Origin of the sequence: Pseudomonas sp. S150 (assembly GCF_004526365.1) — a bacterium.
GTDB lineage: Bacteria > Pseudomonadota > Gammaproteobacteria > Pseudomonadales > Pseudomonadaceae > Aquipseudomonas > Aquipseudomonas putida_A.
Map to the genome: position 1 here is coordinate 5,334,878 of NZ_CP038207.1, position 25,867 is coordinate 5,360,744.

Genomic DNA, 25,867 nt, shown 5'->3' on the forward strand with positions numbered 1-25,867 from the left:
GATCCATCATGGCTTTTAACATCCACAACCGTAACCTGCTCAGCCTGGAACACCACACCCCACGCGAGCTGCGTTACCTGCTCGACCTGTCCCGCGATCTGAAACGCGCGAAATACACCGGCACCGAACAGCAACACCTCAAGGGCAACAACATCGCCCTGATCTTCGAAAAAACCTCGACCCGCACCCGTTGCGCGTTCGAAGTGGCGGCCTATGACCAAGGCGCCAATGTCACCTACATCGACCCGAACTCGTCGCAGATCGGCCACAAGGAAAGCATGAAAGACACGGCCCGCGTGCTGGGTCGCATGTACGACGCCATCGAATACCGTGGTTTCAAACAGGAAATCGTCGAAGAGCTGGCGAAGTTCGCCGGGGTGCCGGTGTTCAACGGCCTGACCGACGAATATCACCCAACGCAAATGATCGCCGACGTGCTGACCATGCGTGAACACGCCGACAAGCCGATCCACGAAATCAGCTACGCCTACCTCGGCGATGCGCGCAACAACATGGGCAACTCGTTGCTGCTGGTCGGCGCCAAGCTCGGCATGGACGTGCGCATCTGCGCGCCGAAAGCCCTGTGGCCGCATGACGATCTGGTCGATCGCTGCAAGAAATACGCGGAAGAATCCGGCGCGCGCATCACCCTGACCGAAGACCCGAAAGCCGCAGTCAAAGGCGTCGATTTCATCCACACCGACGTCTGGGTGTCGATGGGCGAGCCGGTTGAGGCATGGGCCGAACGTATCCAGCAACTGCTGCCGTATCAGGTCAACAAAGAGCTGATGAAAGCCACCGGCAACCCACGCACCAAGTTCATGCACTGCCTGCCGGCGTTTCACAACAGCGATACCAAGGTCGGCAAACAGATCGCCGAACAGTATCCGCACCTGGCCAACGGTATCGAAGTCACCGACGACGTGTTCGAGTCGCCCGCCTGCATCGCCTTCGAGCAAGCGGAAAACCGCATGCACACGATCAAGGCGATCCTGGTCTCGACCCTGGCGGATCTGTAACTGAAATAGCTCCCACTGAAGGAACCGAATCCCAATGTGGGAGCGGGCTTGCTCACGAAAGCGGTGTGTCATTCAACAGCCATGTCGACTGATCCGCCGCCTTCGGGAGCAAGCCCCCTCCCACCAAGGCCCCCGGTTCCGGCAGTGCGACCGAGTCGTTTGCCATTCCTCTGTTTTAGAAGGACATGCACCATGCGTATCGTCGTAGCTCTGGGCGGTAACGCCCTGCTCCGTCGTGGCGAGCCGATGACCGCTGACAACCAGCGCGCCAACATCCGCATCGCCACCGAGCAAATCGCCAAGATCCATCCCGGCAACCAACTGGTCATCGCCCACGGCAATGGCCCGCAAGTCGGCCTGCTGTCGCTGCAGGCGGCGGCCTACACCTCCGTCACCCCTTACCCGCTGGACGTGCTCGGTGCCGAAACCGAAGGCATGATCGGCTACATCATCGAACAGGAACTGGGCAACCTGCTGGACTTCGAAGTGCCGTTCGCCACCCTGCTGACCCAGGTTGAAGTCGACGCCAAGGACCCGGCCTTTCAGAATCCAACCAAACCGATCGGCCCGGTCTACGACAAGGCCGAAGCGGAAAAACTCGCTGCTGAAAGAGGTTGGGCCATCGCTCCGGACGGCGACAAGTTCCGTCGTGTGGTGGCCAGTCCACGGCCGAAACGCATCTTCGAGATCCGCCCGATCAAGTGGCTGCTGGACAAGGGCAGCATCGTGATTTGTGCGGGTGGCGGCGGGATTCCGACCATGTACGACGAGCACCGCAACCTCAAGGGCATCGAGGCGGTGATCGACAAGGATCTGTGCTCGTCGCTGCTCGCCGAGCAACTGGAAGCTGACTTGCTGGTGATCGCCACCGACGTCAACGCGGCGTTCGTCGACTATGGCAAGCCGTCGCAGAAAGCCATCGCCGAAGCCCACCCGGATGAACTCGAACGCCTCGGTTTCGCCGCTGGCTCCATGGGACCGAAGGTGCAGGCAGCCTGCGAATTCGCGCGCCATACTGGCAAGGTCGCGGTGATCGGCTCGCTCGCGGACATCGAAGCGATCGTCCAGGGCACTGCCGGCACACGCGTCAGCACGGCGAAGCCGGGCATCAGCTATCGATAATTAGAACCTCAAGGGCAGGCCCAGGGTCTGCCCTTCTCCCATGCCTTGATCAGGAGAAACCCATGGCCATATTCAACCCCGGTCATTTGCACATCGAGCGACATGCGTTGACGCCAGATGACGTCAGTTACGACCTGTGTCTCGACTATGAAGTGTTCACCGATCCGCAAAAAGGCAAAGGGATACAGTTCACCCTGCACGGCAATATGCAGGGCAAGGACATGAAGGAAGCGTTTTTCCTGCCCAAGGAAGAGGCTTACAACTTCGCCCGCGACGTGACCCGGATTGCCGAGAAATATGGGATTCCAAAGGCTCACAGCCAGATCGGTTCGGTGCACAAACATTACGATCTGATGTTTGAGGACATCCGGCAGAAGTTGAATATGCAATCCGGGGATCCGGTTAATCCCGAGCATTTCGAGTAACCCCAAAAGCCCCCTCACCCTAACCCTCTCCCGGAGGGAGAGGGGACTGACCGAGTTGCTCGCTCAAGGTACACCGACCTGAAATAGCGAGCCGAACTCAAGTTTTGAAAAGCCCCCAATCTGCTCCCTTTCCCCCTCGCCCCTCTGGGGAGAGGGCTGGGGTGAGGGGGTAGATCTCCAGCACGACAACAATCTCAAGATTTCACCCCAGTCCCCCATCAAGGCATACTTGCCCCCCTCCGCATTCCAGAACACTGAACCGCCCCCATGCGTATCCACGTCAGCTTCATCGACCGCGTCGGCATCACCCAGGAAGTCCTGGCGATCCTCGGTGGGCGCAATCTCAATCTGGATGCGGTGGAGATGATCCCGCCCAACGTCTACATCGATGCACCGACCTTGAGCCCGCAAGTGCTCGAAGAACTCAAAGATGCGTTGTTCCGGGTGCGCGGCGTGGAGGCCGTGGTGGTGGTCGACATCCTCCCCGGTCAGCGTCGGCACTTGCAGCTCGATGCATTGCTCGCGGCGATGACCGATCCGGTACTGGCCCTCGATAGCGCCGGCAAGGTGCTGCTGGCCAACCCGGCACTGATCGCGCTGTACGGGCGTGAACCGGCGGGGGAAAGTGTCTCGGAACTGTTCAACGATCCCGGTCTGCTGGAAACCCTGCTCGAACAAGGCTTCCGCCTGCCGCTGCGTGAGATCACCGTCAATGGCCAGACCCTGCTGCTCGACGCCACACCGATCACCGACGCCGGCGCGCTGCTGACCCTTTATCAGCCAAACCGCATCGGTGAACAGCTCTCGGCATTGCACCATGACCACGCCGAAGGCTTCGATGCGCTGCTCGGCGAATCCCCGGCGATCCGCACGCTGAAGGCCCGCGCGCAACGAGTCGCAGCCCTCGACGCACCGTTGCTGATTCAAGGCGAAACCGGCACCGGCAAAGAACTGGTGGCCCGCGCTTGCCATGCGATCAGTGCGCGGCACAGTGCGCCGTTTCTCGCGCTGAACTGCGCGGCGCTGCCGGAAAACCTCGCCGAGAGCGAACTGTTCGGCTACGCCCCCGGCGCCTTCACCGGCGCGCAACGTGGCGGCAAACCGGGGCTGATGGAACTGGCCAACCAGGGCACGGTATTTCTCGACGAGATCGGCGAGATGTCGCCGTACTTGCAAGCCAAACTGCTGCGCTTTCTGAATGACGGCAGCTTCCGTCGGGTCGGCGGTGATCGCGAAGTGAAGGTCAACGTGCGGATCCTCAGCGCGACCCACCGCGACCTGGAAAAAATGGTCAGCGAAGGCCTGTTCCGCGAAGACCTGTTCTACCGTCTCAACGTGCTCAACGTCGAAGTGCCGCCGCTGCGTGAGCGAGGTCAGGACATTCTGCTGCTGGCACGCTATTTCATGCAGCAGGCGTGTGCGCAGATTCAGCGTCCGGTGTGTCGCCTGGCACCGGGGACTTATCCAGCGCTGCTCGGCAACCGCTGGCCGGGCAACGTGCGGCAGTTGCAGAACGTGATCTTCCGCGCCGCCGCGATCTGCGAGAGCAGTCTGGTCGACATCGGCGACCTCGACATCGCCGGCACCTCGGTGGCGCGGCAGACCGACAGCGACGTCGACAGCCTCGAACAAGCCGTCGAATCCTTCGAAAAATCGCTGCTGGAAAAACTCTACGTCAGCTACCCCTCAACCCGCCAACTGGCCAGCCGCCTGCAGACCTCGCACACCGCGATTGCCCATCGCCTGCGCAAGTACGGCATCCCCAATAAACCGTAAGCCGCACGCGGTCAAAAATGTGGGAGCGGGCTTGCTCGCGAATGCGGTGGGCCATTCAACAGTGATGTCGACTGACCTGACGCTTTCGCGAGCAAGCCCGCTCCCACAGGGGGTTTATGTGACGGATTCGAAATCCGTTCAAAACCGACCTCCATCTGTACTGAAAGCGCTACAGCGGAACGATATCGCTACACCCTCCTCCGATCGCCGCTGTGCAAGGCTTTGATCCGCTTCAGCTTTTCTCCCCGCCCCAAGCTGTAGCGATTTCGCTACAGAAGCCCCACACCCATCACAACCAGAAACATATAACTATTTGATTTATATAGATAAATACAATCTGGCCGCGTTCTTGCTAAGTAACCGCTCATAAAATCAGGGCTTTCATGCCCAAGCCTTCCACCGCGTCCACCAGACGAGTCTGGCCCCCTTAGGAGTTTCCATGAGCGAGTTGCGTTTTACTGAAGATCACGAATGGCTGCGCACCGAAGCTGACGGCAGCGTTACTGTCGGCATCACCGCTTTCGCGCAGAACGCTTTGGGCGACGTGGTGTTCGTGCAACTGCCTGAGCTGCAGGCTTACGAAAAAGGCGCTGAAGCCGCCACCGTGGAATCGGTGAAAGCCGCCAGCGGCGTGTACATGCCGCTCGACGGTGAAGTTGTGGAAGTGAACCCGGCACTGGACGGCAGCCCGGAACTGGTCAACGAAGATCCGCTGGGCGAAGGCTGGTTCTTCCGCTTCCAGCCAAGCGACGCCGCCGCTGTCGGCAAACTGCTCGATCAAGACGCCTACGACCGCCTGATCAAAGCCCAAGCCGAAGCCTGAGGAGTAACGACATGACCCAAGTAAACCTCGGCACTGCCAACGAATTCATCGCCCGTCACATCGGCCCACGCGCCGGTGACGAGCAAGCCATGCTCAACAGCCTCGGCTTCGACTCGCTCGAAGCGCTGAGCGCCAGCGTCATCCCGGAAAGCATCAAGGGCACCAGCGTGCTCGGCCTGGACGACGGCCTGAGCGAAGCCGATGCATTGGCGATGATCAAATCCATCGCCGGCAAAAACCAACTGTTCAAGACCTACATCGGCCAGGGCTACTACAACTGCCACACGCCGTCACCGATCCTGCGCAACCTGTTGGAAAACCCGGCCTGGTACACCGCTTACACCCCGTACCAGCCGGAAATTTCCCAGGGCCGTCTCGAAGCGCTGCTGAACTTCCAGACCCTGATCAGCGATCTCACCGGCCTGCCGATCGCCAACGCTTCCCTGCTCGACGAAGCCACCGCCGCTGCCGAAGCCATGACCTTCTGCAAACGCCTGAGCAAGAACAAGGGCAGCCATCAGTTCTTCGCCTCGATCCACAGCCACCCGCAAACCCTCGACGTGCTGCGCACCCGTGCCGAGCCGCTGGGCATCGAAGTGGTGGTTGGCGATGAGCGTGAACTGAGCGACGTCACGCCGTTCTTCGGCGCGCTGCTGCAATACCCGGCGAGCAATGGTGATGTGTTCGACTACCGCGAACTGACCGAGCGCTTCCACGCCGCCAACGCGCTGGTGGCGGTCGCTGCCGACCTGCTGGCCCTGACTTTGCTGACCGCTCCGGGCGAGTTCGGCGCCGACGTCGCTATCGGTTCCGCGCAACGCTTCGGCGTGCCGCTGGGCTTCGGTGGCCCGCACGCGGCCTATTTCTCTACCAAGGATGCGTTCAAGCGCGACATGCCGGGCCGTCTGGTCGGCGTTTCGGTTGACCGCTTCGGCAAACCGGCCCTGCGTCTGGCGATGCAGACCCGCGAGCAACACATCCGCCGCGAGAAGGCCACCTCGAACATCTGCACCGCACAAGTGCTGCTGGCCAACATCGCCAGCATGTACGCCGTGTACCACGGCCCGAAAGGCCTGACCCAGATCGCCAACCGCGTGCATCACCTGACCGCGATTCTGGCCAAGGGCCTGAGCGCACTGGGCCAGACCGTCGAGCAGACAAGCTTCTTCGACACCCTGACCGTAGCCACCGGCGCACACACCGCCCCGCTGCACGACAAGGCACACGCCGCGCAGATCAACCTGCGGGTCATCGATGCCGAGCGTCTGGGCCTGTCGGTGGACGAAACCACCACTCAGGCTGACATCGAAACCCTGTGGGGCCTGTTCGCCGACGGCAAGGCCCTGCCGGACTTCGCTGCGCTGGCCGCGTCGGTGCAAAGCACCATCCCGGCGGCGCTGGTACGTCAGTCGCCGATCCTCAGCCACCCGGTGTTCAACCGTTATCACTCGGAAACCGAGCTGATGCGCTACCTGCGCAAACTGGCGGACAAGGACCTGGCACTGGATCGCACGATGATCCCGTTGGGCTCGTGCACCATGAAACTCAACGCCGCGAGCGAAATGATCCCGGTGACCTGGGCCGAATTCGGCGCCCTGCACCCGTTCGCCCCGGCCGCACAAAGCGCCGGTTATCAGCAATTGACCGACGAACTGGAAGCGATGCTCTGCGCCGCCACCGGTTACGACGCGATCTCGCTGCAACCGAACGCCGGTTCGCAGGGTGAATACGCTGGCCTGCTGGCGATTCGCGCTTACCACCAGAGCCGTGGCGACGAGCGCCGCGACATCTGCCTGATCCCGTCGTCGGCCCACGGCACCAACCCGGCCACCGCCAACATGGCTGGCATGCGCGTGGTGGTGACCGCGTGCGATGCGCGTGGCAACGTCGACATCGAAGACCTGCGCGCCAAAGCGATCGAGCACCGCGAACACCTCGCGGCGCTGATGATCACCTACCCATCGACCCACGGCGTGTTCGAGGAAGGTATCCGCGAAATCTGCGGGATCATTCATGACAACGGCGGTCAGGTGTACATCGACGGCGCCAACATGAACGCGATGGTCGGCCTCTGCGCGCCGGGCAAGTTCGGCGGCGATGTCTCGCACCTGAACCTGCACAAGACTTTCTGCATCCCGCACGGCGGTGGCGGCCCGGGCGTCGGCCCGATCGGCGTCAAGTCGCACCTGACCCCGTTCCTGCCGGGTCACGGCCAGATGCAACGCAAGGAAGGTGCGGTCTGCGCAGCACCGTTCGGCAGCGCAAGCATTCTGCCGATCACCTGGATGTACATTCGCATGATGGGTGGCGCCGGTCTGAAGCGTGCTTCGCAACTGGCGATCCTCAATGCCAACTACATTTCCCGTCGCCTCGAAGAGTACTATCCAGTGCTGTACACCGGAAGCAACGGTCTGGTGGCGCACGAATGCATCCTCGACCTGCGTCCACTGAAAGACAGCAGCGGCATCAGCGTCGATGACGTTGCCAAGCGTCTGATCGACTTCGGCTTCCACGCCCCGACCATGTCGTTCCCGGTCGCCGGTACGCTGATGATCGAGCCGACCGAAAGTGAATCCAAGGAAGAACTGGACCGCTTCTGCGACGCCATGATCCGCATCCGCGAAGAAATCCGCGCGGTGGAAAACGGCACGCTGGACAAGGACGACAACCCGCTGAAAAACGCTCCGCACACCGCAGCGGAGCTGGTCGGCGAGTGGACCCACCCGTACAGCCGCGAGCAGGCGGTGTATCCGGTGGCGTCGTTGGTCGAAGGCAAATACTGGCCGCCGGTCGGTCGCGTCGACAACGTGTTCGGCGACCGCAACCTGGTCTGCGCCTGCCCGTCGATCGAAAGCTACGCTTAAACGGATGAGGGGCAGGTCACCTGCCCCGATTTTCAGCAACACCATAGATCCCAATGTGGGAGCGGGCTTGCTCGCGAATGCGGTGTATCAATCGCCATCAATGTTGCCTGACACACCGCACTCGCGAGCAAGCCCGCTCCCACAGGGGATTTGTGTCCAGCCTCGAGCTTGCGCCAATTCCTATAACAAGAAACCGGAGAACAACTCATGTCGTTAAGCGTGTTCGACCTGTTCAAGATTGGCATCGGCCCTTCCAGCTCCCACACCGTCGGCCCGATGCGTGCCGCTGCGCGCTTCGCCGAAGGCCTGCGCCGCGATGACCTGTTGTCGGCCACCAGCACCGTCAAAGTCGAGCTGTACGGCTCGCTCGGTGCTACCGGCAAGGGACACGGCAGCGACAAAGCCGTGCTGCTTGGCCTTGAAGGTGAACACCCGGACACCGTCGATACCGAAACCGTCGCCGCACGCCTGCAGGATATTCGCGGCAATGGCCGGCTGAATCTGCTCGGAGAACACAGCATTGCGTTCAACGAGAAAGAACACCTGGCGATGATTCGCAAGCCGCTGGCCTATCACCCCAACGGCATGATCTTTCGTGCCTTCGATGCGGCAGGTATTCAGATCCGCAGCCGCGAGTACTACTCGGTGGGCGGTGGTTTTGTGGTCGATGAAGACGCGGCCGGGGCCGACCGCATCGTTGAAGACGCCACCCCACTGACCTTCCCGTTCAAAAGTGCCAAGGATTTGCTCGGTCACTGCGCCACCTACGGGCTGTCGATCAGCCAGGTGATGCTGACCAATGAAAGTGCCTGGCGCCCTGAAGCGGAAACCCGCGCCGGTCTGCTGAAAATCTGGCAAGTGATGCAGGACTGCGTCGCCGCTGGCTGTCGCAACGAAGGCATTCTGCCGGGCGGGCTGAAGGTCAAACGCCGGGCGGCGGCATTGCATCGGCAACTGTGCAAGAACCCGGAATCAGCGCTGCGTGATCCGCTGTCGGTGCTGGACTGGGTCAACCTGTACGCCCTCGCCGTCAACGAAGAAAACGCCAACGGCGGCGGCGTGGTCACCGCGCCCACCAACGGCGCGGCGGGCATCATCCCCGCGGTGCTGCATTACTACATGCGCTTTATCCCGGGTGCGAACGATGACGGCGTGGTGCGCTTTCTGCTGACCGCCGCCGCGATCGGCATTCTGTACAAGGAAAACGCCTCGATCTCCGGCGCCGAAGTCGGCTGTCAGGGCGAGGTCGGCGTGGCTTGCTCGATGGCCGCCGGCGCGCTGTGTGAAGTGCTTGGCGGCAGCGTGCAGCAAGTCGAGAACGCGGCGGAAATCGGCATGGAACACAACCTCGGCCTGACCTGCGACCCGATTGGCGGGCTGGTGCAGGTGCCGTGCATCGAGCGCAACGCGATGGGTTCGGTGAAGGCCATCAACGCGGTGCGCATGGCCATGCGCGGTGACGGGCAACACTTCGTCTCCCTCGACAAAGTCATCCGCACCATGCGCCAGACCGGCGCCGACATGAAAAGCAAATACAAAGAGACCGCCCGCGGCGGTCTGGCAGTCAACATCATCGAATGCTGATTTATGTCCTCTCCCTTTGGGAGAGGACCGCACTTAGCCCCCTCTCCCTCCGGGAGAGGGCTGGGGTGAGGGGCTTTTGATCTTGATCTAAATCTAGCCCCATGCCCCCAAACTCAAACTTTCAAGGAGCCACGCATGTCCACCGAACAACTGTCGAAAACCCCGCTGCACGCTCTGCATATCGAACTCGGCGCCCGCATGGTGCCGTTCGCCGGCTACGACATGCCGGTGCAATACCCGCTGGGCGTGATGAAGGAACACCAACACACCCGTGAACAGGCCGGGCTGTTCGATGTCTCGCACATGGGCCAGATCCGCCTGACCGGCGCCAATGCCGCCAAGGCTCTGGAAACCCTGGTGCCGGTGGATATCATCGACCTGCCGGTGGGCATGCAGCGCTACGCAATGTTCACCAACGACAACGGCGGCATCCTCGACGACCTGATGGTCGCCAATCTCGGTAACGACGAGCTGTTCCTGGTGGTCAACGCCGCGTGCAAGGATCAGGATCTGGCGCATCTGCAAAAGCACATCGGCGATCAGTGCACCATTACGGAGCTGTTCGAAGCGCGCGCGCTACTGGCGTTGCAAGGCCCGGCTGCGGTCACCGTGCTGGCGCGCCTGGCCCCTGAAGTCGCAAAAATGACTTTCATGCAGTTCAACCGCGTGCAACTGCTGGGCGTGGATTGCTTCGTCAGCCGTTCGGGCTACACCGGTGAAGACGGTTTCGAAATCTCGGTGCCCGCCGCCGATGCAGAAAAACTCGCCCGCGCCCTGCTGGACGAACCGGAGGTTCAGGCCATCGGCCTCGGCGCCCGCGACTCGCTGCGCCTGGAAGCCGGCCTGTGCCTGTACGGGCACGACATGAACACCGAGACCACGCCGATCGAAGCCAGCCTGTTGTGGGCAATCTCCAAGCCACGCCGTGCCGATGGCGCGCGCGCCGGTGGTTTCCCGGGGGCAGAGACAGTTTTTGCTCAGCAGCAGAATGGCGTCGCGCGCAAACGCGTCGGTCTGCTGCCACAGGAACGTACGCCGGTGCGTGAAGGCGCAGAAATCGTCAACGACGCGGGCGAAATCATCGGCAGCGTGTGCAGCGGCGGCTTCGGTCCGACCCTGGGCGGGCCGTTGGCGATGGGTTACCTCGACGGCGCTTATGTCACCCTGGATACGCCAGTCTGGGCCATCGTTCGTGGGAAAAAGGTGCAAATGCTTGTAAGCAAAATGCCATTTGTTCCACAACGCTACTATCGTGGTTGATTGACTGTTTCTATAAGTAACGCGATTGCGTTATGCGTGCACTAATGTGTAACGCAATCGCCACAAAAAAGTGCATTTTCTAACATTTGATTCGATTATGAACTTTACTTATAACGTTCGAAAACTTTTGAACAAGCTAATCGTCTAAGCCGCACTAGCAGACTGACTAACTGCCAGCAGGGACAGTAAAACCGGGGCCTTCGCGGGGCTTGTTTTTTCTCACGTAGTTGGCGTAGAGTTTGTCCACTGTGTTTGCATGGGTCAGCTTGGAATCGTGACCTGGGCAGTAGCCTACAAGTTAGCTACATCCCGCTCGACGTCTTCTTACTCTCCTGCAACCAGCCCCAGTACTCTTTCATGAGAAAGAGGCTGTCATCAATTTATGCGTCAAAGGAAATAAGAAATGTCCCAACGTCAGAGCGGTACCGTCAAGTGGTTTAACGACGAGAAAGGTTTTGGTTTTATCACTCCAGAAAGCGGTCCGGATCTGTTCGTGCATTTCCGCGCTATTCAGGGCAACGGCTTCAAGAGCCTGAAAGAAGGCCAGAAAGTGACCTTCGTTGCTGTGCAAGGCCAGAAAGGCATGCAGGCTGATGAAGTACAAGCAGAAGGTTAATCTTCTGTAACGAAAAAGCCCCTGATATTGATATCAGGGGCTTTTTTGTGCGCGCGAATCCGTAAAATGGCGCTTCATTTCGTGCCCAGAGGCTGCCATGTCGAAAAACCTGCTCACTCCCCAGGGCGACTTTCCTGCTGTTGGCCTCGGCCGGCGCCTGGCCGCGATGTTCTATGACTTCCTGTTGTGCACTGCCCTGCTGATCGTCACCGGATTCGTCTACAAGTTGATCCAGGCAGCGATCATCGGTGAAGAACGCCTGCGCGTGCTGACCGACGCCGGGAAAATGGATGGCGATCCACTGTATTCCACGGTGCTGCTGCTGGTGCTGTTTGCTTTCTTCGCCAAGTTCTGGACCCACGGCGGGCAGACACTGGGCATGCAGGTGTGGGGCATACGCGTACAGAACGCCGATGGCAGCGCGATCAGCCTGTGGCAGGCGCTGCTGCGCTTCATGGTATCGATCGCTTCGTGGCTGTGCGCAGGGCTTGGATTCTTCTGGTCGCTGTACGACAAGCAGAAGCGCACCTGGCACGACATCTATTCCGATACCCGCGTGGTGCGGATTCCGAAGAAGACCAAATAGTTTCCAGACACCAGATACCAATGTGGGAGCGGGCTTGCTCGCGAAGGCGGTGTATCAGTCACCTTTTGCATCGACTGATACACCGCCTTCGCGAGCAAGCCCGCTCCCACAGGTTTTGCGTGTTGCCTCAACGAGCTTAAGCGTTACCCGCCAGCTTCATCCGCGCCGCCTGGGTGAAATCCAGCATGCGCTTCAACGGACGGATCGCCTGCGGAATCAACGCCGGATCGACAAAGATCTCGTTCGTCCCTTCCTTCAGGCTCTTGAGCGTGCGCTCAAGGGTGTTCATGGCCATCCACGGGCAATGTGCGCAACTGCGGCACGCCGCGCCGTTACCGGCGGTTGGCGCCTCGATGAAGACCTTGTCCGGGCACAGCTGCTGCATCTTGTAGAAGATGCCACGGTCGGTGGCGACGATCAGGGTCTTGTTCGGCAGGCTTTGCGCGGCTGCGATCAACTGACTGGTGGAACCTACTGCGTCCGCCAGTTCGATCACCGAGGTCGGCGACTCCGGATGCACCAGAATCGCGGCGTCCGGGTACAGCGCCTTCATGTCTTCGAGCTGCTTGGACTTGAACTCTTCGTGGACGATGCAGGCACCGTCCCACAGCAGCATGTCAGCGCCGGTCTTGCGCTGGATGTAGGTGCCCAGGTGCTTGTCCGGGCCCCAGATGATGGTCTCGCCGTTGTCCATCAGGCTTTCGACGATCTCCAGTGCGCAGCTCGACGTTACCACCCAGTCAGCACGGGCTTTGACCGCGGCCGAGGTGTTGGCGTACACCACCACCGTGCGCTCCGGGTGCTGATCGCAGAACGCCGAGAACTCGTCCACCGGGCAACCGAGGTCCAGCGAGCAGGTCGCGTCCAGGGTCGGCATCAGCACGCGTTTTTCCGGGTTGAGGATCTTCGCGGTCTCGCCCATGAACTTCACGCCGGCGACCACCACGGTCTTGGCCGGGTGAGCGTTGCCGAAGCGCGCCATTTCGAGGGAGTCAGACACACAGCCGCCGGTTTCTTCGGCCAGGGCCTGAATCACCGGATCGCAATAGAAGTGGGCCACCAGCACCGCGTCCTGAGCCTTGAGCTCGGCGGCGATGGCGGAACGGTAGTGGGCCTCTTCCTCGGCAGTCAGCGGTTTGGGCTGTTTGGCATCGAGGTGGGCTTGAACCAGAAGGCGTTCGGAAATCTGCGTCATGTTCGCAAGACCTGCAGGCGCTTTCGCGCGAAAGTCGAGTATACACCCGGCTCCGGACCACTTGAGGGTACCGCCGGGAGAGTGAGTATTATCAGGCACGGACAGCGTTGAAGCTGCGCAAGGCTACAGAATATCCCGTTGATACAAAAGATGATTCTGACCTGTGTCAGCGCAGGCAACGATCAAGGGAGAGGTGCCTGAATCGCAAGCAAAAAAAAACCCGGAAATCCTCACTTTCGTGGGCCTTCCGGATTTTCTAAACCGCCAAATATGGTGGGTCGTGTGGGATTCGAACCTACGACCAATTGGTTAAAAGCCAACTGCTCTACCAACTGAGCTAACGACCCGCTGTGTGGTGGCGCGTATAATACTGATTTTTAAGGACTATTCAACACCTTTTTGAAAAAAATCAAAAATAAGGTGTTGGATCGCTTACACCGGCCGCTGCGAAGCCTTCTGCACGCAGGCGGCAGCTGTCGCATTTGCCGCACGCGCGGCCTTCATCGTCCGCCTGATAGCAGGAAACGGTCAGGCCGTAATCCACGCCCAGCTTCACGCCCGCCTGGACGATCTGCGCCTTGCTCAGGTTCTGCAGCGGTGCCTGAATGCGGAAACCGTTGCCCTCCACACCCGCCTTGGTCGCCAGGTTGGCCATGCGCTCGAACGACTCGATGAACTCCGGACGGCAATCCGGGTAACCGGAATAGTCCACCGCGTTGACCCCGATAAAGATGTCACGCGCGCCAAGCACTTCAGCCCAGCCCAGCGCCAGCGACAGGAACACCGTGTTGCGCGCCGGTACGTAGGTCACCGGGATGCCCTCGCCCAGCTCTTCCGGGATGTCGATGCTGGTGTCGGTCAGCGCCGAGCCGCCCATGCCGTTCAGGTTCAGGCCGATCACTTTGTGCTCGACCACACCCAGATCGCGAGCGACGCGCGCGGCGGCATGCAGCTCTGCATGGGAGCGCTGGCCGTAATCGAAACTCATGGTGTAGCAGGCGAAACCTTCGGCTCGGGCCATTGCCACGACCGTGGCCGAATCCAGACCGCCCGACAGTAAAATCACTGCACGCTGTTCGGTGGTGTTCAGTTGTTCAGTCATCTCAGCGCCCCGGCTCGTCATTCCAAAGATACTTGTGCAGCTGCAATTGCAGACGCACCGGCAGGTTGTCTGCCACCACCCAGTCCGCCAGATCCCTGGCATTGAGGTCATGATGACTTGGGGAAAACAGCACTTCACCCGCACGTTGATCGAGACCGTACTGGATCAGTTTGGAAACCGCCCAGTCATAGTCGTCCCGCGAACAGATGACAAACTTCACCTGATCGTTGGGCGTCAACAGTTCGATGTTTTCGTAGCGGTTGCGGTGCGCCTCTTTGGAATCCGGTGTCTTCAAGTCGACCACGCGACTGACGCGCGAATCTACCGCCGAGATATCGAGTGCACCACTGGTTTCCAGTGACACTTCGTAACCAGCATCACACAATTGCTTGAGCAACGGGATGGCATTGGGCTGCGCCAGCGGTTCACCGCCAGTCACACAGACGTAGCGCGGGCGAAACCCGGCCACTTGTTCGAGGATATCGTCGAGGGTGCGGATCGTACCGCCGCTGAACGCATAGGCGCTGTCGCAGTATTGGCAACGCAATGGGCAACCGGTCAGGCGCACAAAAACCGTGGGCAGCCCGGCAGTCCGCGTTTCCCCCTGCAACGAGTAGAAAACTTCGGTAATTCTCAATGTGTCTTGCATAGTCGCCACGGGCGTAACAGCTAAACAGGCTGTCCGCCTCCGTCAGGCACTTCAGACAACCCCGCCAACGCGTAGATCACCAGAAGCGTGTTTCAGAAAAAGGGCGTGAATTCTAACGAAAAAACCCGCGACAAGCGCGGGTTTCTTCCAAACGGGTCAAACACACTTTACATGCGTTGCAGATCGCGTTGGGCCAACTGAGCAGCGGAGGTCCCCGGGTATTGGGATACCACCTGTTGCAGAATGCCTTTGACCTTGTCGGTGTGACCGAGGCGGCGCTCTACATCAGCCAGCTTGTACAGCGAATCCGGCACTTTGGCGTGCTTGGGATAGAGCTGCGACACCTTGGCGAAAGCCTGACCTGCACCTTGCAGATCGCCCTTGGCCAGGTTCACTTCGCCCAACCAGTACTGGGCGTTGCCCGCGTATTGGCTGTTCGGGTATTTACGCAGGAATGCCGAGAAAGCCTGGCTGGCCTTGTCGAAATCCTTGGCTTTGATCAGGTCGAAAGCGGCATCGTAATACAGCTTTTCCTTGGCCGGATCACCCGGTTCGCTACTTGCAGCAGGTGCCTGGGCAGCAGCCCCGGCGCCAGCGGCAGCACCGGCAGCAGCACTTGCATCGCCACCGGCAGAAGAATTCTCAGGAGTCGCGGCAGGTGCAACACCGGATCCTATGCGCCGATCAAGATCCTGGTATCGCTCCAGGGATTCCTGTTTCATGCGCGCAACCTGATTCTGCAGTTCTTCGATCACACCTTGCTGGCGCGATATCTGATCCTGCATCTGTTGCAGTTGGTTGAACAGCATGCCCTGTGCCGAGGCAGGGGCCGAAGCCGCTCCCCCGGCATAGGCGCCGTTCGTACCGTAACCCGCAGGCGGATAACTGCTCCCGCTATTGTTATAACCGGAGTTGTCATCGACCACAGGAACCGCAGCCCACACCGCAAGCGGTGCGAGACTGAGAGCCAGAACAGTTACAGCACGACGGCACGTTCGCATATCGAATTACTTACGCAGTTCGACGCGACGGTTTTGTGCCCAGGACTGCTCGTCGTTGCCGGTAGCAACTGGACGCTCTTCGCCGTAGGAAACCAGTTCCAGCTGAGCTGGGGAAACACCTTGCAGTACCAGGTAGCGCTGAACGGCTTTCGCACGACGCTCGCCCAGTGCCATGTTGTACTCACGAGTACCACGTTCGTCGGTGTTGCCTTCCAGAACAACGCGAGCGCCGTTTGCTTTCAGGTCTTTGGCGTGAACGTCCAGAGCGCGCATGGCTTCTGGCTTCAGGTCCGAGCTGTCGTATTCGAAGTAGAAGGTGGTGATTGCGCGCAGAGCAGCTTCTTCGCTCAGGGAACCGTCAACGGCACCAGTGTTTGCGCCGTAACCAGCGTTTGGATCAACAGCGCCTTCACCGGCGTTGTCGCCGCCTTTGGACGAGCAACCTACAGCTACAGCCATGGCCAGAGCCAGCGCAGCAAATTTACCAAACTTCAGCATTTCCATCGTGAAACTCCTAATGAACCCCAGTGTGTTAAGTAAAACGTAAAGCGCCGCGTCAGTTCAGGTAAGGGGACCAGGACGGTTCTCTGACTTCGCCTTGTGCGGTAGGAAGCGGGAGCCTCACGCGTCCATTAATGGACACGAGCATCAAGACTCCCCGGCCCTGCTGGCGGGTGGCGTAGATTACCATGGTGCCGTTGGGCGCAACAGTAGGTGACTCGTCCAGAGTGCTATCAGTGAGGATCTTTACACTACCTCGCTGCAAATCCTGGGCCGCCACCTTGAAATTGGTGAAACCATCCTGGCGATGAATCATCACCAGCGTCTTTTCATCAGCCGACAGCTTCGGGTTGGCGTTGTAGTTGCCAATGAAGGTCACACGCTCGGCACCGCCGCCGCTGGCGCTGGTTTTGTAGATCTGCGGCTTGCCGCCACGGTCCGAGGTGAAGTAGATGGTCGAACCATCCTTGCCCCAGTACGGTTCGGTGTTGATGCCAGGGCCTGCCGTCACGCGAGTGATCTGACGCGAACCCAGGTTCATCACATAGATATCCGGGTTGCCGTCTTTCGACAGTACGAAAGCCAGGCGATTGCCATCCGGCGACCAGGCTGGAGCGCCGTTCAGGCCTTCGAAGTTGGTGATCTGCTCACGGCGACCGGTGTCGATGTTCTGCATGAAGATCCGTGGACGCTTCTGCTCGAACGACACGTAGGCGATGCGCTTGCCATCCGGTGCGAAACGCGGCGACAGGATCGGCTCGCGCGATTGCAGCAGAGTCACGGCACGGGCACCGTCGTAGTCCGAACGCTGCAGGGTGTAGCGAGTGTTCTTCTCGGAGAAACGCTCGGCTGTCACGTACAGCAGACGGGTCGAAAACGCACCTTTGATACCGGTGAGTTTTTCGAACGACTGGTCAGAGATGAAGTGCGCCATGTCACGCAGTTGCTCGGTGGTACCTGAAACACTGCCGTCAGCCACTTTCTGCTCGGTGGCCACGTTAAACAGTGCCCACTGCACCTGCAGACGGCCGCCCGCAGGAGCAATGCTGCCGACCATCATGTATTGAGCACCCACCGCCTTCCAGTCACGGAAGATGATTTCGCTCGGCTGGCTTGGCTGGCTGATCATGTTTTGCTTTGGAATCGGCGAGTAGTAGCCCGAGTTCCGCAAATCGTTACCAATGATTTCGGCCATGTCGTCCGGCAGCACGGCACCGCCCTGCATACCGAACGGTACGACGGCGATCGGGGTGGCCCGATCGCTGCCGCTGGTGACCAGAATGTTCTTTTCATCAGCCATCGCGATCCCTGCCATGCAGCAGATCACGACCAGCATTCCTCGAAGAAGGTTTCTCACAAGGCTAGATCCTCAGGTGTGAATGTCATCTTGAATGAACGATACGGAGCGAAATCGCTCGGCTTCATTCCCTGCATTTCTGTCAAACGTCCAATATTCTTCACTGCCGCAACTGCCGACGCATCGAACGGACCATCGCCACTGGACTTGGCCACGCTGACCGAAGTCACCGTACCGTCCGGCAACATGCCGATTTGCAGCACGACCGTCATGCCTTTGCGTGCCGAAGGCGGACGCGCCCAACCTTCCGCTGCTCGCGCACGAATCAGGTCATCGAAACTGCCCGCGACTTCGTCACCCTGTTCATCGGCCAAGGCCTGCTGACGCTGCGGCGTATCGGAAAGCAAATCTGCCAGGGCCTGAGCCTTTTTCTCTTCGGCGGATTTACGTGCCGCTTCCTGCGATTTTTTCTTCGCAGCATCGGCAGCAGCTTTCTTCTTCGCTTCGTCGGCGACTTTCTTCTTCGCCTCTTCAGCCTCAGCTTTTTTCTTGGCGTCTTCGGCGGCTTTCTTCTTCGCGTCTTCGACGATCTTCTTCTTGGCTTCTTCAGCGGCCGCTTTCTTGGCCTCTTCTTCAGCCGCCTTCTTGGCTTCTTCTTCGGCTTTCTTCTTGGCTATATCAGCCAATTGTTTCTCTTCTGCCTTCTTGGCCTCGGCTTTCTTCGCATCGTCGGCTTTCTTGGCTTCATCAGCCTTTTTCGCCTCGTCCGCTTTCTTCGCCTGATCGGCCTTCTTGGCTTCCTCGGCCTTTTGAGCCGCTTCTTCTTTCTTTTGTTCCGCAGCCTTCACCGCTTCCTGCTCGACCTTTTTCTGTTCCATCTGCTCGACTTCGGTCTGGCGCGCGGCGGATTTCTTCGCCTCACCCGCAATCTTCTGATTGGTCTGGGTGGTTGCCTGACTTTTCGATTTCAGTTGGTACAGGGTCGCCTGGACAATCGGCTTGGCCGGCGGCAACTCGGGTGTAAAGGCGAAACTGACGAACAGCATGCCGAACACCAGCACGTGCAGGACAATCGCCAGAACACTAGGCCAGAAGTAGCTTTCCGAGGCGGACGGCTCTCGCTGTTGCTGCATCAGGGGGCCTCGGTAATCAAACCAACATTACCGACCCCGGCTTTCTGCAACCCGCCCATGGCACCCATCACGGCGCCGTAGTCGACCGACTTGTCGCCTCGGATAAAGACCTGGGTACGCTTGCCGCCTTCGGTGCCGGCGCGAATGATCTTGGTCACCGCGTCAGTCATCTGCGGCAGGGTCATTGCCCTGTCCTGCTGCTTTTCAGTATCGACTTCACTGCCAAGGTTCCAGTAGTAGGTCTTGTCAGCCTTGATCGAAATGGTCAGCACCTGAGTGTTGTTGTCCTGCGGCAAGGCTTCGCTGGAAACCTTGGGCAGATCCACTTTCACGCCCTGATTGAGCATCGGCGCGGTCACCATGAAGATAACCAGCAGCACCAGCATCACGTCGATGTATGGCACCACGTTCATCTCGGCGACCGGCTTGCGCTTGTTTCGGGCTCGAGCGATTAAAGCCATCGGGAAATACCTGCTTATTCTTCGCTGGTGTGCACTTTGCGGTGCAGGATCGCCTGGAACTCATCGGCGAAGGTGTAGTAGCGGCTCAGCAAGGTTTCGCTGCGGGCAGAGAAACGGTTGTAAGCGATAACGGCCGGGATCGCGGCGAACAGGCCGATCGCGGTGGCGATCAGGGCTTCGGCGATGCCCGGGGCCACAGTGGCCAGGGTCGCCTGCTGGGCGCTGGCCAGACCGCGGAAGGAGTTCATGATGCCCCACACGGTACCGAACAGACCGATGTACGGGCTGACCGAACCGACGGTGGCGAGGAACGGCAGGCTCTGCTCCAGCTTCTCTTCCTCACGGGAGATGGCAACGCGCATGGCACGGGCCACACCTTCCATCACCGCTTCCGGATCGACGCCTGGCTGCTGACGCAGACGGGAGAATTCCTTGAAACCGGCACGGAAGATCTGCTCCACGCCCGAATCCGGATCCGGGTTGCTGCCGGCCTGACGGTACAGCTTGGACAGATCGATACCCGACCAGAAGCGCTCTTCGAAGCTCTCCAGGGCGCGTCGACCGGCGCGCAGCAGATTGCTGCGCTGAAAGATCATGATCCATGAGGTCACCGATGCGGCCACCAGGGTCAACATTACCAACTGCACCACGATGCTGGCATTGCTGACCAGGCTCCACATGGAGGAATGGTCGACGACGTTAGCTTCCACGCTTTATCTCCTGCTTTGAGTGTGTACCCGTGCCGCCCGCGTCGGCAAAGGCCGCACGCAAGGATTCGGGCATGGCCCGGGGTTTCAAACTGTCGGTGCGCACGCAGGCCACCAGAAACTGCCCTTCACAGAGCAGCACATTATCCGTGGCCCGCCTGACCTGCTGTTTGAAGCGCAGGCTGGCACGGTTCAATTCGATTACATCAGCGCTTACCAGCAGTTCGTCGTCCAGTCGCGCCGGCGCGTGGTAGCGCGCTTCGCTGGAATGCACGACAAACAACAGATCCTCCCCGGCCAGTTCCGACTGGGCAAAGCCCAGCGTCCGGAGCCGCTCGGTTCGAGCCCGTTCCATAAACTTGAGGTAATTAACGTAATACACGATGCCGCCCGCATCGGTGTCCTCGTAATAAACGCGACAACGATGTGCGAACGGCTCAAGCCCGTTTTGCGCGCGCATACTCTAGTGCTTACTCCTCGGGTTGCCAATCCGGCCAGGCAACTGTTTTTTCAGTGTTTAAGGCTTTACCGCAAAAGTACCGTCCTGTGACAGTACAAACGCTGAATAAATCGCCAAAAAATGTGTATCAATCGTCCACGGCATCGAGAAACTCGTCTGCCACGGGCATTTCACCCATTCGTGACGGAATGTTTAAACCGAAATGCAGGTACGCATGCCGTGTCACCACCCTGCCCCGTGGCGTACGCATGATGTAACCCTGTTGAATCAGGTACGGCTCCAGCACATCTTCGATGGTATGGCGCTCTTCACTGATCGCCGCCGCCAGACTGTCGATACCCACCGGGCCGCCATCGAACTTCTCGATCATGGTCAGCAGCAAGCGCCGGTCCTGATGATCGAAGCCATGCTCATCGACATCCAGCAGGTTCAACGCCAGATCGGCCACCGACTTGGTGATATGGCCCTTGGCGCGCACTTCGGCAAAATCGCGCACCCGACGCAGTAGACGATTGGCGATTCGCGGCGTACCACGGGCACGACGAGCGATTTCGAAAGAACCCTCCGGATCCAGTGGCAGACCGAGAATAGCCGCAGACCGACTGACAATCGTCGCCAGATCCGCTGTGCTGTAGAACTCAAGACGCTGGACGATACCGAAGCGGTCACGCAATGGGTTGGTCAGCATGCCGGCACGGGTGGTGGCGCCCACCAGGGTGAACGGTGGCAGATCAAGCTTGATCGAGCGCGCCGCCGGCCCTTCGCCGATCATGATGTCGAGCTGGAAATCTTCCATCGCCGGGTACAGCACTTCTTCAACGATGGGCGACAGACGATGGATTTCGTCGATGAACAACACGTCGTGCGGTTCCAGATTGGTCAGCAGTGCCGCCAAATCTCCCGGACGCTCAAGCACCGGACCGGACGTGCTCTTGATCGACACGCCCATTTCCTGGGCAATGATGTTGGCCAGCGTGGTTTTACCCAGACCCGGCGGGCCGAAGATCAGCGTGTGATCCAGTGACTCACTGCGACCACGCGCCGCCTGGATGAACAGTTCCATCTGCTCGCGCACGGTCGGCTGGCCAATATAGTCGGCCAGACTGACCGGGCGAATGGCCCGATCCTGGACTTCTTCGCGCTCGCGCGGGCTGTGCGCGGCGGCGATCAGACGATCAGCTTCAATCACTTAAATCATTCCCTTCAGGGCGCGGCGGATCAGGTCTTCACTGCTCAAATTCTTGTCCTTGATGGCGGTAATCGCCTTGCTCGCTTCCTGCGGCTTGTAGCCCAGGGAAATCAGCGCACTGACCGCATCGTTTTCAGCGGTGTTGACCGGCGCCGGGCCGTCCGGCTGATTCGGCACCAGGGCGAACATGGCCGGCGAGGTTTCCCAGGCCTTGAAGCGATCCTTCAGTTCGACCAGCAGGCGCTCAGCGGTTTTCTTGCCGACCCCCGGGACCTTGGTCAGCGCCGAAGTGTCCTGGGATTGCACGCAGCGGATCAGTTCATCGACTTCAAGGCTCGACATCAAGGCCAGGGCCAGTTTCGGCCCGACACCATTGAGACGGATCAACTCGCGAAAAAAGTCTCGCTCACGCTTGCCGGCGAAACCATAGAGTAACTGCGCGTCTTCGCGTACGACCAAATGGGTGTGCAGCGTCAGCGGTTCACCGACCGACGGCAGACGATAAAGGGTGGTCATGGGCACTTCCAGCTCATACCCGAGGCCGTTTACATCCAGAATCAGGTGCGGCGGCTGTTTCTCAGCCAGGGTGCCGCGCAAGCGTCCAATCACGTTTCAGATCCTTGAGCGTTGGCCAGCCGTGGGCTGGCGACAGATGGAAGGCGGGAATCGGGCCGACGACCCAGGCGCGAAATCCGCATTCCGCAAAAATGATTGCTGATGCTATCAGAGACGCAGGCGCCCGCCACGACTGCGTGCGGTTCCCAGGCCATGCGGCAGCAGGCTGGAACGGGTGTGCGCGTGACAAATCGCGATGGCCAGGGCATCCGAGGCATCGATCTGCGGTTTGCTGGTCAGCTTGAGCATGTGCATGACCATCATCTGCACCTGTTCTTTATTGGCGGCGCCGGTGCCGACCACAGCTTGCTTGACCTGGGTGGCGGTGTACTCGGCAATCTCCAGGCACTCTTCAGCGCCAGCCACAATGGCGGCGCCGCGAGCCTGCCCAAGTTTGAGCGCCGAGTCGGCGTTTTTCGCCATGAACACTTTTTCGATGCCCATGGTCACCGGGCCATAGGTCTGAATGATTTCACGCACGCCGCGATAAACGATCTGCAGCCGCTCATGCAACTCACCGGCGCCGGTACGGATGCAGCCCGAGGCCACATAGATGCAGCCGCCGCGGCCTGTATCGCGAACAACCCCGTAACCGGTGATGCGCGAGCCGGGGTCGATACCCAGAATTAAAGTCATAACGCCTGCGGAGTCGGTAAAAACAAGAAATTCAAAACAGCGAATAACCAATGTGGGAGCGGGCTTGCTCGCGAAGGCGGTGTGTCATTCAGCATTGATGCTTGCTGATATGCCGCCTTCGCGAGCAAGCCCGCTCCCACATTGAAGCCTAGTCGCTCTTAACCGAGCTGAGCGGCCACATCTTCGGGAATGTCTGCGTTGGAGTAAACGTTCTGCACGTCATCCAGATCCTCGAGCATGTCGATCAGCTTGAGCACCTTCTCCGCGCCTTCCAGATCCAGTTCAGCACTGGTGGTCGGCTGCATGACGATTTCTGCGTCGTCACCCTTGAAACCCGCCGCTTCCAGCGCGTTACGCACCGCATAGAAGCTGGTGAACGAGGTGAACACATCGATCGAGCCGTCTTCATGGCTGACCACGTCGTCGGCATCGGCTTCCAGCGCCGCCTCGGTCAGGGCGTCTTCGTCGACGCCCGGGGCGAAGCTGATCTGCCCTTTGCGTTCGAACAGGTACGCAACCGAACCGTCGGTACCAAGGTTGCCGCCACATTTGCTGAACGCATGGCGCACGGCAGCTGCGGTACGGTTGCGGTTGTCGGTCATGCACTCGACCATCACCGCCACGCCGCCCGGGCCGTAACCTTCGTAGGTCAGTTCTTCAACGTTATCCGCTTCGGTCGCACCGGCGCCACGCGCAACGGCGCGGTCGATGATGTCGCGGCTCATGTTCGCACCGAGGGCCTTGTCCAGGGCCAGGCGCAGACGCGGGTTGGAACCCGGATCGCCGCCGCCCTGACGGGCCGCAACGGTCAGTTCACGGATCCACTTGGTGAAGATCTTGCCTCTCTTGGCATCCTGACGTTCTTTGCGGTGCTTGATGTTCGCCCACTTGGAATGACCTGCCATAACTCGCTCCGAATTCTCTTGAAACGTTGCCCGCCCTGCTCACGCAGTGGCCAGCCAACAAAAAATCTCGACCTGCTCTCTATAGAAAGAAAAAAGGCGCATCCGAAGATGCGCCTTCAGGCCCGTCTTACTCAGCCTTTGGCGTTTCGCGCAAACGAATGTGCAGCTCGCGCAGTGCCTTGGCATCTACCACACCCGGGGCTTGCGTCATGACGTCCGCAGCGCTCTGGGTTTTCGGGAAGGCGATCACTTCACGGATCGACTGGGCGCCGGTCATCAGCATCACCAGACGGTCCAGACCGAAAGCCAGACCACCGTGCGGCGGTGCACCGTACTTCAGCGCGTCAAGCAGGAAGCCGAATTTCTCTTCCTGTTCCGCCTCATTGATACCCAGCAGACGGAACACCGCTTGTTGCATTTCCTTGCGATGGATACGGATCGAACCGCCACCCAGCTCGGTGCCGTTGAGCACCATGTCGTAGGCGCGGGACAGCGCGCCGGCCGGATTGGCTTCCAGCTCTTCTGGGGAGCACTTCGGTGCGGTGAACGGGTGGTGCAGCGCCGAGAAGCTGCCGTCGTCGTTTTCTTCGAACATCGGGAAGTCGACGACCCACATTGGCGCCCACTTGCAGGTCAGCAGGTCGAGGTCGTGACCGAGCTTGATACGCAGCGCGCCCAGGGCTTCGCTGACGATCTTGGCCTTGTCGGCACCGAAGAACACGATGTCGCCGTCAACCGCGCCGACGCGATCGAGGATCACGTTCAGGTTGGCTTCAGGGATGTTTTTCACGATCGGCGATTGCAGACCCTCAACACCGGCAGCGCGCTCGTTGACCTTGATGTACGCCAGGCCCTTGGCACCGTAGATGCCGACGAACTTGGTGTAGTCGTCGATCTGCTTGCGCGGCATGCTCGCCCCGCCTGGAACGCGCAGTGCAGCGATACGGCATTTCGGATCGTTGGCCGGGCCGCTGAACACCTTGAATTCGACTTCTTTGAGTTGATCGGCAACGTCGACCAGTTCCAGCGGGTTACGCAGGTCCGGCTTGTCGGAACCGTAACGACGCATGGCTTCTTCAAAGGTCATGTGCGGGAATTCGCCGAATTCCAGATCCAGCACTTCCTTGAACAGGTTGCGGATCATGCCTTCGGTCAGGCCCATGATGTCTTTTTCGTCGAGGAAGCTGGTCTCGATGTCGATCTGAGTGAACTCAGGCTGACGGTCGGCACGCAGGTCTTCGTCGCGGAAGCACTTGGCAATCTGGTAGTAACGGTCGAAACCGGCAACCATCAGCAGTTGCTTGAACAGCTGAGGCGATTGCGGCAGGGCGAAGAACGAACCAGCGTGAGTACGGCTCGGCACCAGGTAGTCGCGGGCGCCTTCCGGGGTAGCACGGGTCAGAATCGGCGTTTCGACGTCGAGGAAGCCGTTCTCGTCGAGGAAGCGACGGATGCTGGTGGTCATGCGCGAACGCAGACGCAGCTTCTCGGCCATTTCCGGACGACGCAGGTCCAGGAAGCGGTAGCGCAGGCGGGTTTCTTCGCCGACGTCGGAGTATTCGTTGAGCGGGAACGGCGGGGTTTCCGACTCGTTCAGCACTTCCAGCTCGTAGCCCAACACTTCGATCATGCCCGACGCCATGTTGGCGTTGGTCGCACCGGCCGGACGCAGACGCACCTTACCGGTGATCTTCACGACGTATTCGCTGCGTACGCGATCGGCGGCGGCGAAGCTCTCGGCGCGATCCGGATCGAACACCACCTGAGCCAGACCATCACGATCACGGATATCGAGGAAAATCACCCCGCCGTGGTCGCGACGACGGTGAACCCATCCGCAAAGGGTAATTTCCTGGCCTTCCAGGCTTTCGTTCAGTTGGCCGCAATAATGGCTGCGCATCATGGTAGTGGTTTCGCTTCTCGTAATTCGAAATTCGGTGG

25 protein-coding genes and 1 tRNA gene are annotated in these 25,867 nt (G+C 59.8%); 10 read left to right on the plus strand and 16 right to left on the minus strand.

The window, feature by feature from the left end; genetic code table 11:
- The first annotated feature begins 8 nt into the window (after positions 1–8).
- The 10 genes from E3Z29_RS24720 (at position 9) to E3Z29_RS24770 (ending at position 12,075) form a co-directional block, all read left to right on the plus strand.
- Positions 9–1,019: an ornithine carbamoyltransferase gene (locus E3Z29_RS24720; protein ID WP_003227481.1), complete on the plus strand. Its 1,011-nt coding sequence runs from the start codon at positions 9–11 to the stop codon at positions 1,017–1,019.
- A gap of 192 nt (positions 1,020–1,211) precedes the next feature.
- Positions 1,212–2,141 carry a carbamate kinase gene (arcC, locus tag E3Z29_RS24725; protein WP_134787177.1) on the plus strand — a complete coding sequence of 310 codons (930 nt, stop codon included), beginning with the start codon at positions 1,212–1,214 and terminating at the stop codon, positions 2,139–2,141.
- 62 nt (positions 2,142–2,203) lie between these two features.
- Positions 2,204–2,566: a DUF5064 family protein gene (locus E3Z29_RS24730; RefSeq protein ID WP_041068604.1), complete on the plus strand. Its 363-nt coding sequence runs from the start codon at positions 2,204–2,206 to the stop codon at positions 2,564–2,566.
- 267 nt (positions 2,567–2,833) lie between these two features.
- Positions 2,834–4,342: a sigma-54-dependent transcriptional regulator gene (locus E3Z29_RS24735; protein ID WP_027612544.1), complete on the plus strand. Its 1,509-nt coding sequence runs from the start codon at positions 2,834–2,836 to the stop codon at positions 4,340–4,342.
- 439 nt (positions 4,343–4,781) lie between these two features.
- A complete protein-coding gene (gene gcvH / locus E3Z29_RS24740) occupies positions 4,782–5,165 on the plus strand; it encodes a glycine cleavage system protein GcvH (protein ID WP_027612543.1) in 384 nt (127 codons plus the stop codon).
- Between the two features lie 11 nt (positions 5,166–5,176).
- Positions 5,177–8,029 (plus strand): aminomethyl-transferring glycine dehydrogenase, encoded by a 2,853-nt coding sequence (gene gcvP / locus E3Z29_RS24745; RefSeq protein ID WP_134787178.1) that lies wholly within the window; start codon positions 5,177–5,179, stop codon positions 8,027–8,029.
- 207 nt (positions 8,030–8,236) lie between these two features.
- Complete coding sequence (locus tag E3Z29_RS24755; RefSeq protein ID WP_134787180.1) at positions 8,237–9,613, plus strand: L-serine ammonia-lyase; 1,377 nt, start codon at positions 8,237–8,239, stop codon at positions 9,611–9,613.
- Positions 9,614–9,748: 135 nt separating this feature from the next.
- The gene (gene gcvT, locus E3Z29_RS24760) at positions 9,749–10,873 is read left to right on the plus strand and encodes a glycine cleavage system aminomethyltransferase GcvT (RefSeq protein WP_134787181.1); all 1,125 of its coding nucleotides are present in this window, start codon (positions 9,749–9,751) and stop codon (positions 10,871–10,873) included.
- A gap of 403 nt (positions 10,874–11,276) precedes the next feature.
- On the plus strand, positions 11,277–11,489 hold the full coding sequence (locus E3Z29_RS24765; protein ID WP_007934683.1) for a cold-shock protein: 213 nt from the start codon (positions 11,277–11,279) through the stop codon (positions 11,487–11,489).
- Positions 11,490–11,586: 97 nt separating this feature from the next.
- Entirely contained in the window at positions 11,587–12,075 is a 489-nt protein-coding gene (locus tag E3Z29_RS24770; RefSeq protein ID WP_115989038.1) for an RDD family protein, read from the plus strand.
- A 136-nt stretch (positions 12,076–12,211) separates the two neighbouring features.
- Here E3Z29_RS24770 and nadA read toward each other — a convergent pair whose 3' ends face one another.
- From nadA to aspS, 16 genes are all read right to left on the minus strand, one after another.
- Positions 12,212–13,270, minus strand: a complete 1,059-nt coding sequence (gene nadA, locus E3Z29_RS24775) for a quinolinate synthase NadA (RefSeq protein WP_134787182.1) — start codon at positions 13,268–13,270, stop codon at positions 12,212–12,214.
- Between the two features lie 271 nt (positions 13,271–13,541).
- Positions 13,542–13,617, minus strand: a tRNA-Lys gene (locus E3Z29_RS24780).
- Between the two features lie 62 nt (positions 13,618–13,679).
- Complete coding sequence (queC, locus tag E3Z29_RS24785) at positions 13,680–14,372, minus strand: 7-cyano-7-deazaguanine synthase QueC (protein WP_097085949.1); 693 nt, start codon at positions 14,370–14,372, stop codon at positions 13,680–13,682.
- A gap of 1 nt (position 14,373) precedes the next feature.
- On the minus strand, positions 14,374–15,021 hold the full coding sequence (gene queE / locus E3Z29_RS24790; protein WP_027612537.1) for a 7-carboxy-7-deazaguanine synthase QueE: 648 nt from the start codon (positions 15,019–15,021) through the stop codon (positions 14,374–14,376).
- A 167-nt stretch (positions 15,022–15,188) separates the two neighbouring features.
- Positions 15,189–16,022 (minus strand): tol-pal system protein YbgF, encoded by an 834-nt coding sequence (ybgF, locus tag E3Z29_RS24795; protein ID WP_027612536.1) that lies wholly within the window; start codon positions 16,020–16,022, stop codon positions 15,189–15,191.
- Between the two features lie 6 nt (positions 16,023–16,028).
- Positions 16,029–16,526, minus strand: a complete 498-nt coding sequence (gene pal / locus E3Z29_RS24800) for a peptidoglycan-associated lipoprotein Pal (protein ID WP_003178634.1) — start codon at positions 16,524–16,526, stop codon at positions 16,029–16,031.
- Positions 16,527–16,578: 52 nt separating this feature from the next.
- Positions 16,579–17,859 (minus strand): Tol-Pal system beta propeller repeat protein TolB, encoded by a 1,281-nt coding sequence (gene tolB, locus E3Z29_RS24805; protein WP_164747834.1) that lies wholly within the window; start codon positions 17,857–17,859, stop codon positions 16,579–16,581.
- Between the two features lie 17 nt (positions 17,860–17,876).
- A complete protein-coding gene (gene tolA / locus E3Z29_RS24810) occupies positions 17,877–18,953 on the minus strand; it encodes a cell envelope integrity protein TolA (protein WP_097085954.1) in 1,077 nt (358 codons plus the stop codon).
- Entirely contained in the window at positions 18,953–19,405 is a 453-nt protein-coding gene (gene tolR / locus E3Z29_RS24815) for a protein TolR (protein WP_161794900.1), read from the minus strand. Before tolR ends, tolA begins: the two co-directional genes overlap by 1 nt.
- A 23-nt stretch (positions 19,406–19,428) precedes the next feature.
- Positions 19,429–20,124, minus strand: a complete 696-nt coding sequence (tolQ, locus tag E3Z29_RS24820) for a protein TolQ (RefSeq protein WP_007912733.1) — start codon at positions 20,122–20,124, stop codon at positions 19,429–19,431.
- Positions 20,114–20,581, minus strand: coding sequence for a tol-pal system-associated acyl-CoA thioesterase (gene ybgC / locus E3Z29_RS24825; RefSeq protein ID WP_027612533.1), 468 nt, complete (start codon positions 20,579–20,581; stop codon positions 20,114–20,116). The genes tolQ and ybgC overlap by 11 nt, the downstream gene beginning before the upstream one ends.
- A 127-nt stretch (positions 20,582–20,708) precedes the next feature.
- The gene (ruvB, locus tag E3Z29_RS24830) at positions 20,709–21,770 is read right to left on the minus strand and encodes a Holliday junction branch migration DNA helicase RuvB (protein ID WP_007962024.1); all 1,062 of its coding nucleotides are present in this window, start codon (positions 21,768–21,770) and stop codon (positions 20,709–20,711) included.
- Positions 21,771–22,379: a Holliday junction branch migration protein RuvA gene (gene ruvA, locus E3Z29_RS24835; RefSeq protein ID WP_003227522.1), complete on the minus strand. Its 609-nt coding sequence runs from the start codon at positions 22,377–22,379 to the stop codon at positions 21,771–21,773. It abuts the gene before it with no gap.
- A 114-nt stretch (positions 22,380–22,493) separates the two neighbouring features.
- Positions 22,494–23,021, minus strand: coding sequence for a crossover junction endodeoxyribonuclease RuvC (ruvC, locus tag E3Z29_RS24840; RefSeq protein WP_103303956.1), 528 nt, complete (start codon positions 23,019–23,021; stop codon positions 22,494–22,496).
- Between the two features lie 158 nt (positions 23,022–23,179).
- Positions 23,180–23,926 carry a YebC/PmpR family DNA-binding transcriptional regulator gene (locus tag E3Z29_RS24850; protein WP_003227527.1) on the minus strand — a complete coding sequence of 249 codons (747 nt, stop codon included), beginning with the start codon at positions 23,924–23,926 and terminating at the stop codon, positions 23,180–23,182.
- Between the two features lie 127 nt (positions 23,927–24,053).
- The gene (gene aspS / locus E3Z29_RS24855) at positions 24,054–25,829 is read right to left on the minus strand and encodes an aspartate--tRNA ligase (RefSeq protein WP_003227530.1); all 1,776 of its coding nucleotides are present in this window, start codon (positions 25,827–25,829) and stop codon (positions 24,054–24,056) included.
- Positions 25,830–25,867 lie beyond the last annotated feature (38 nt).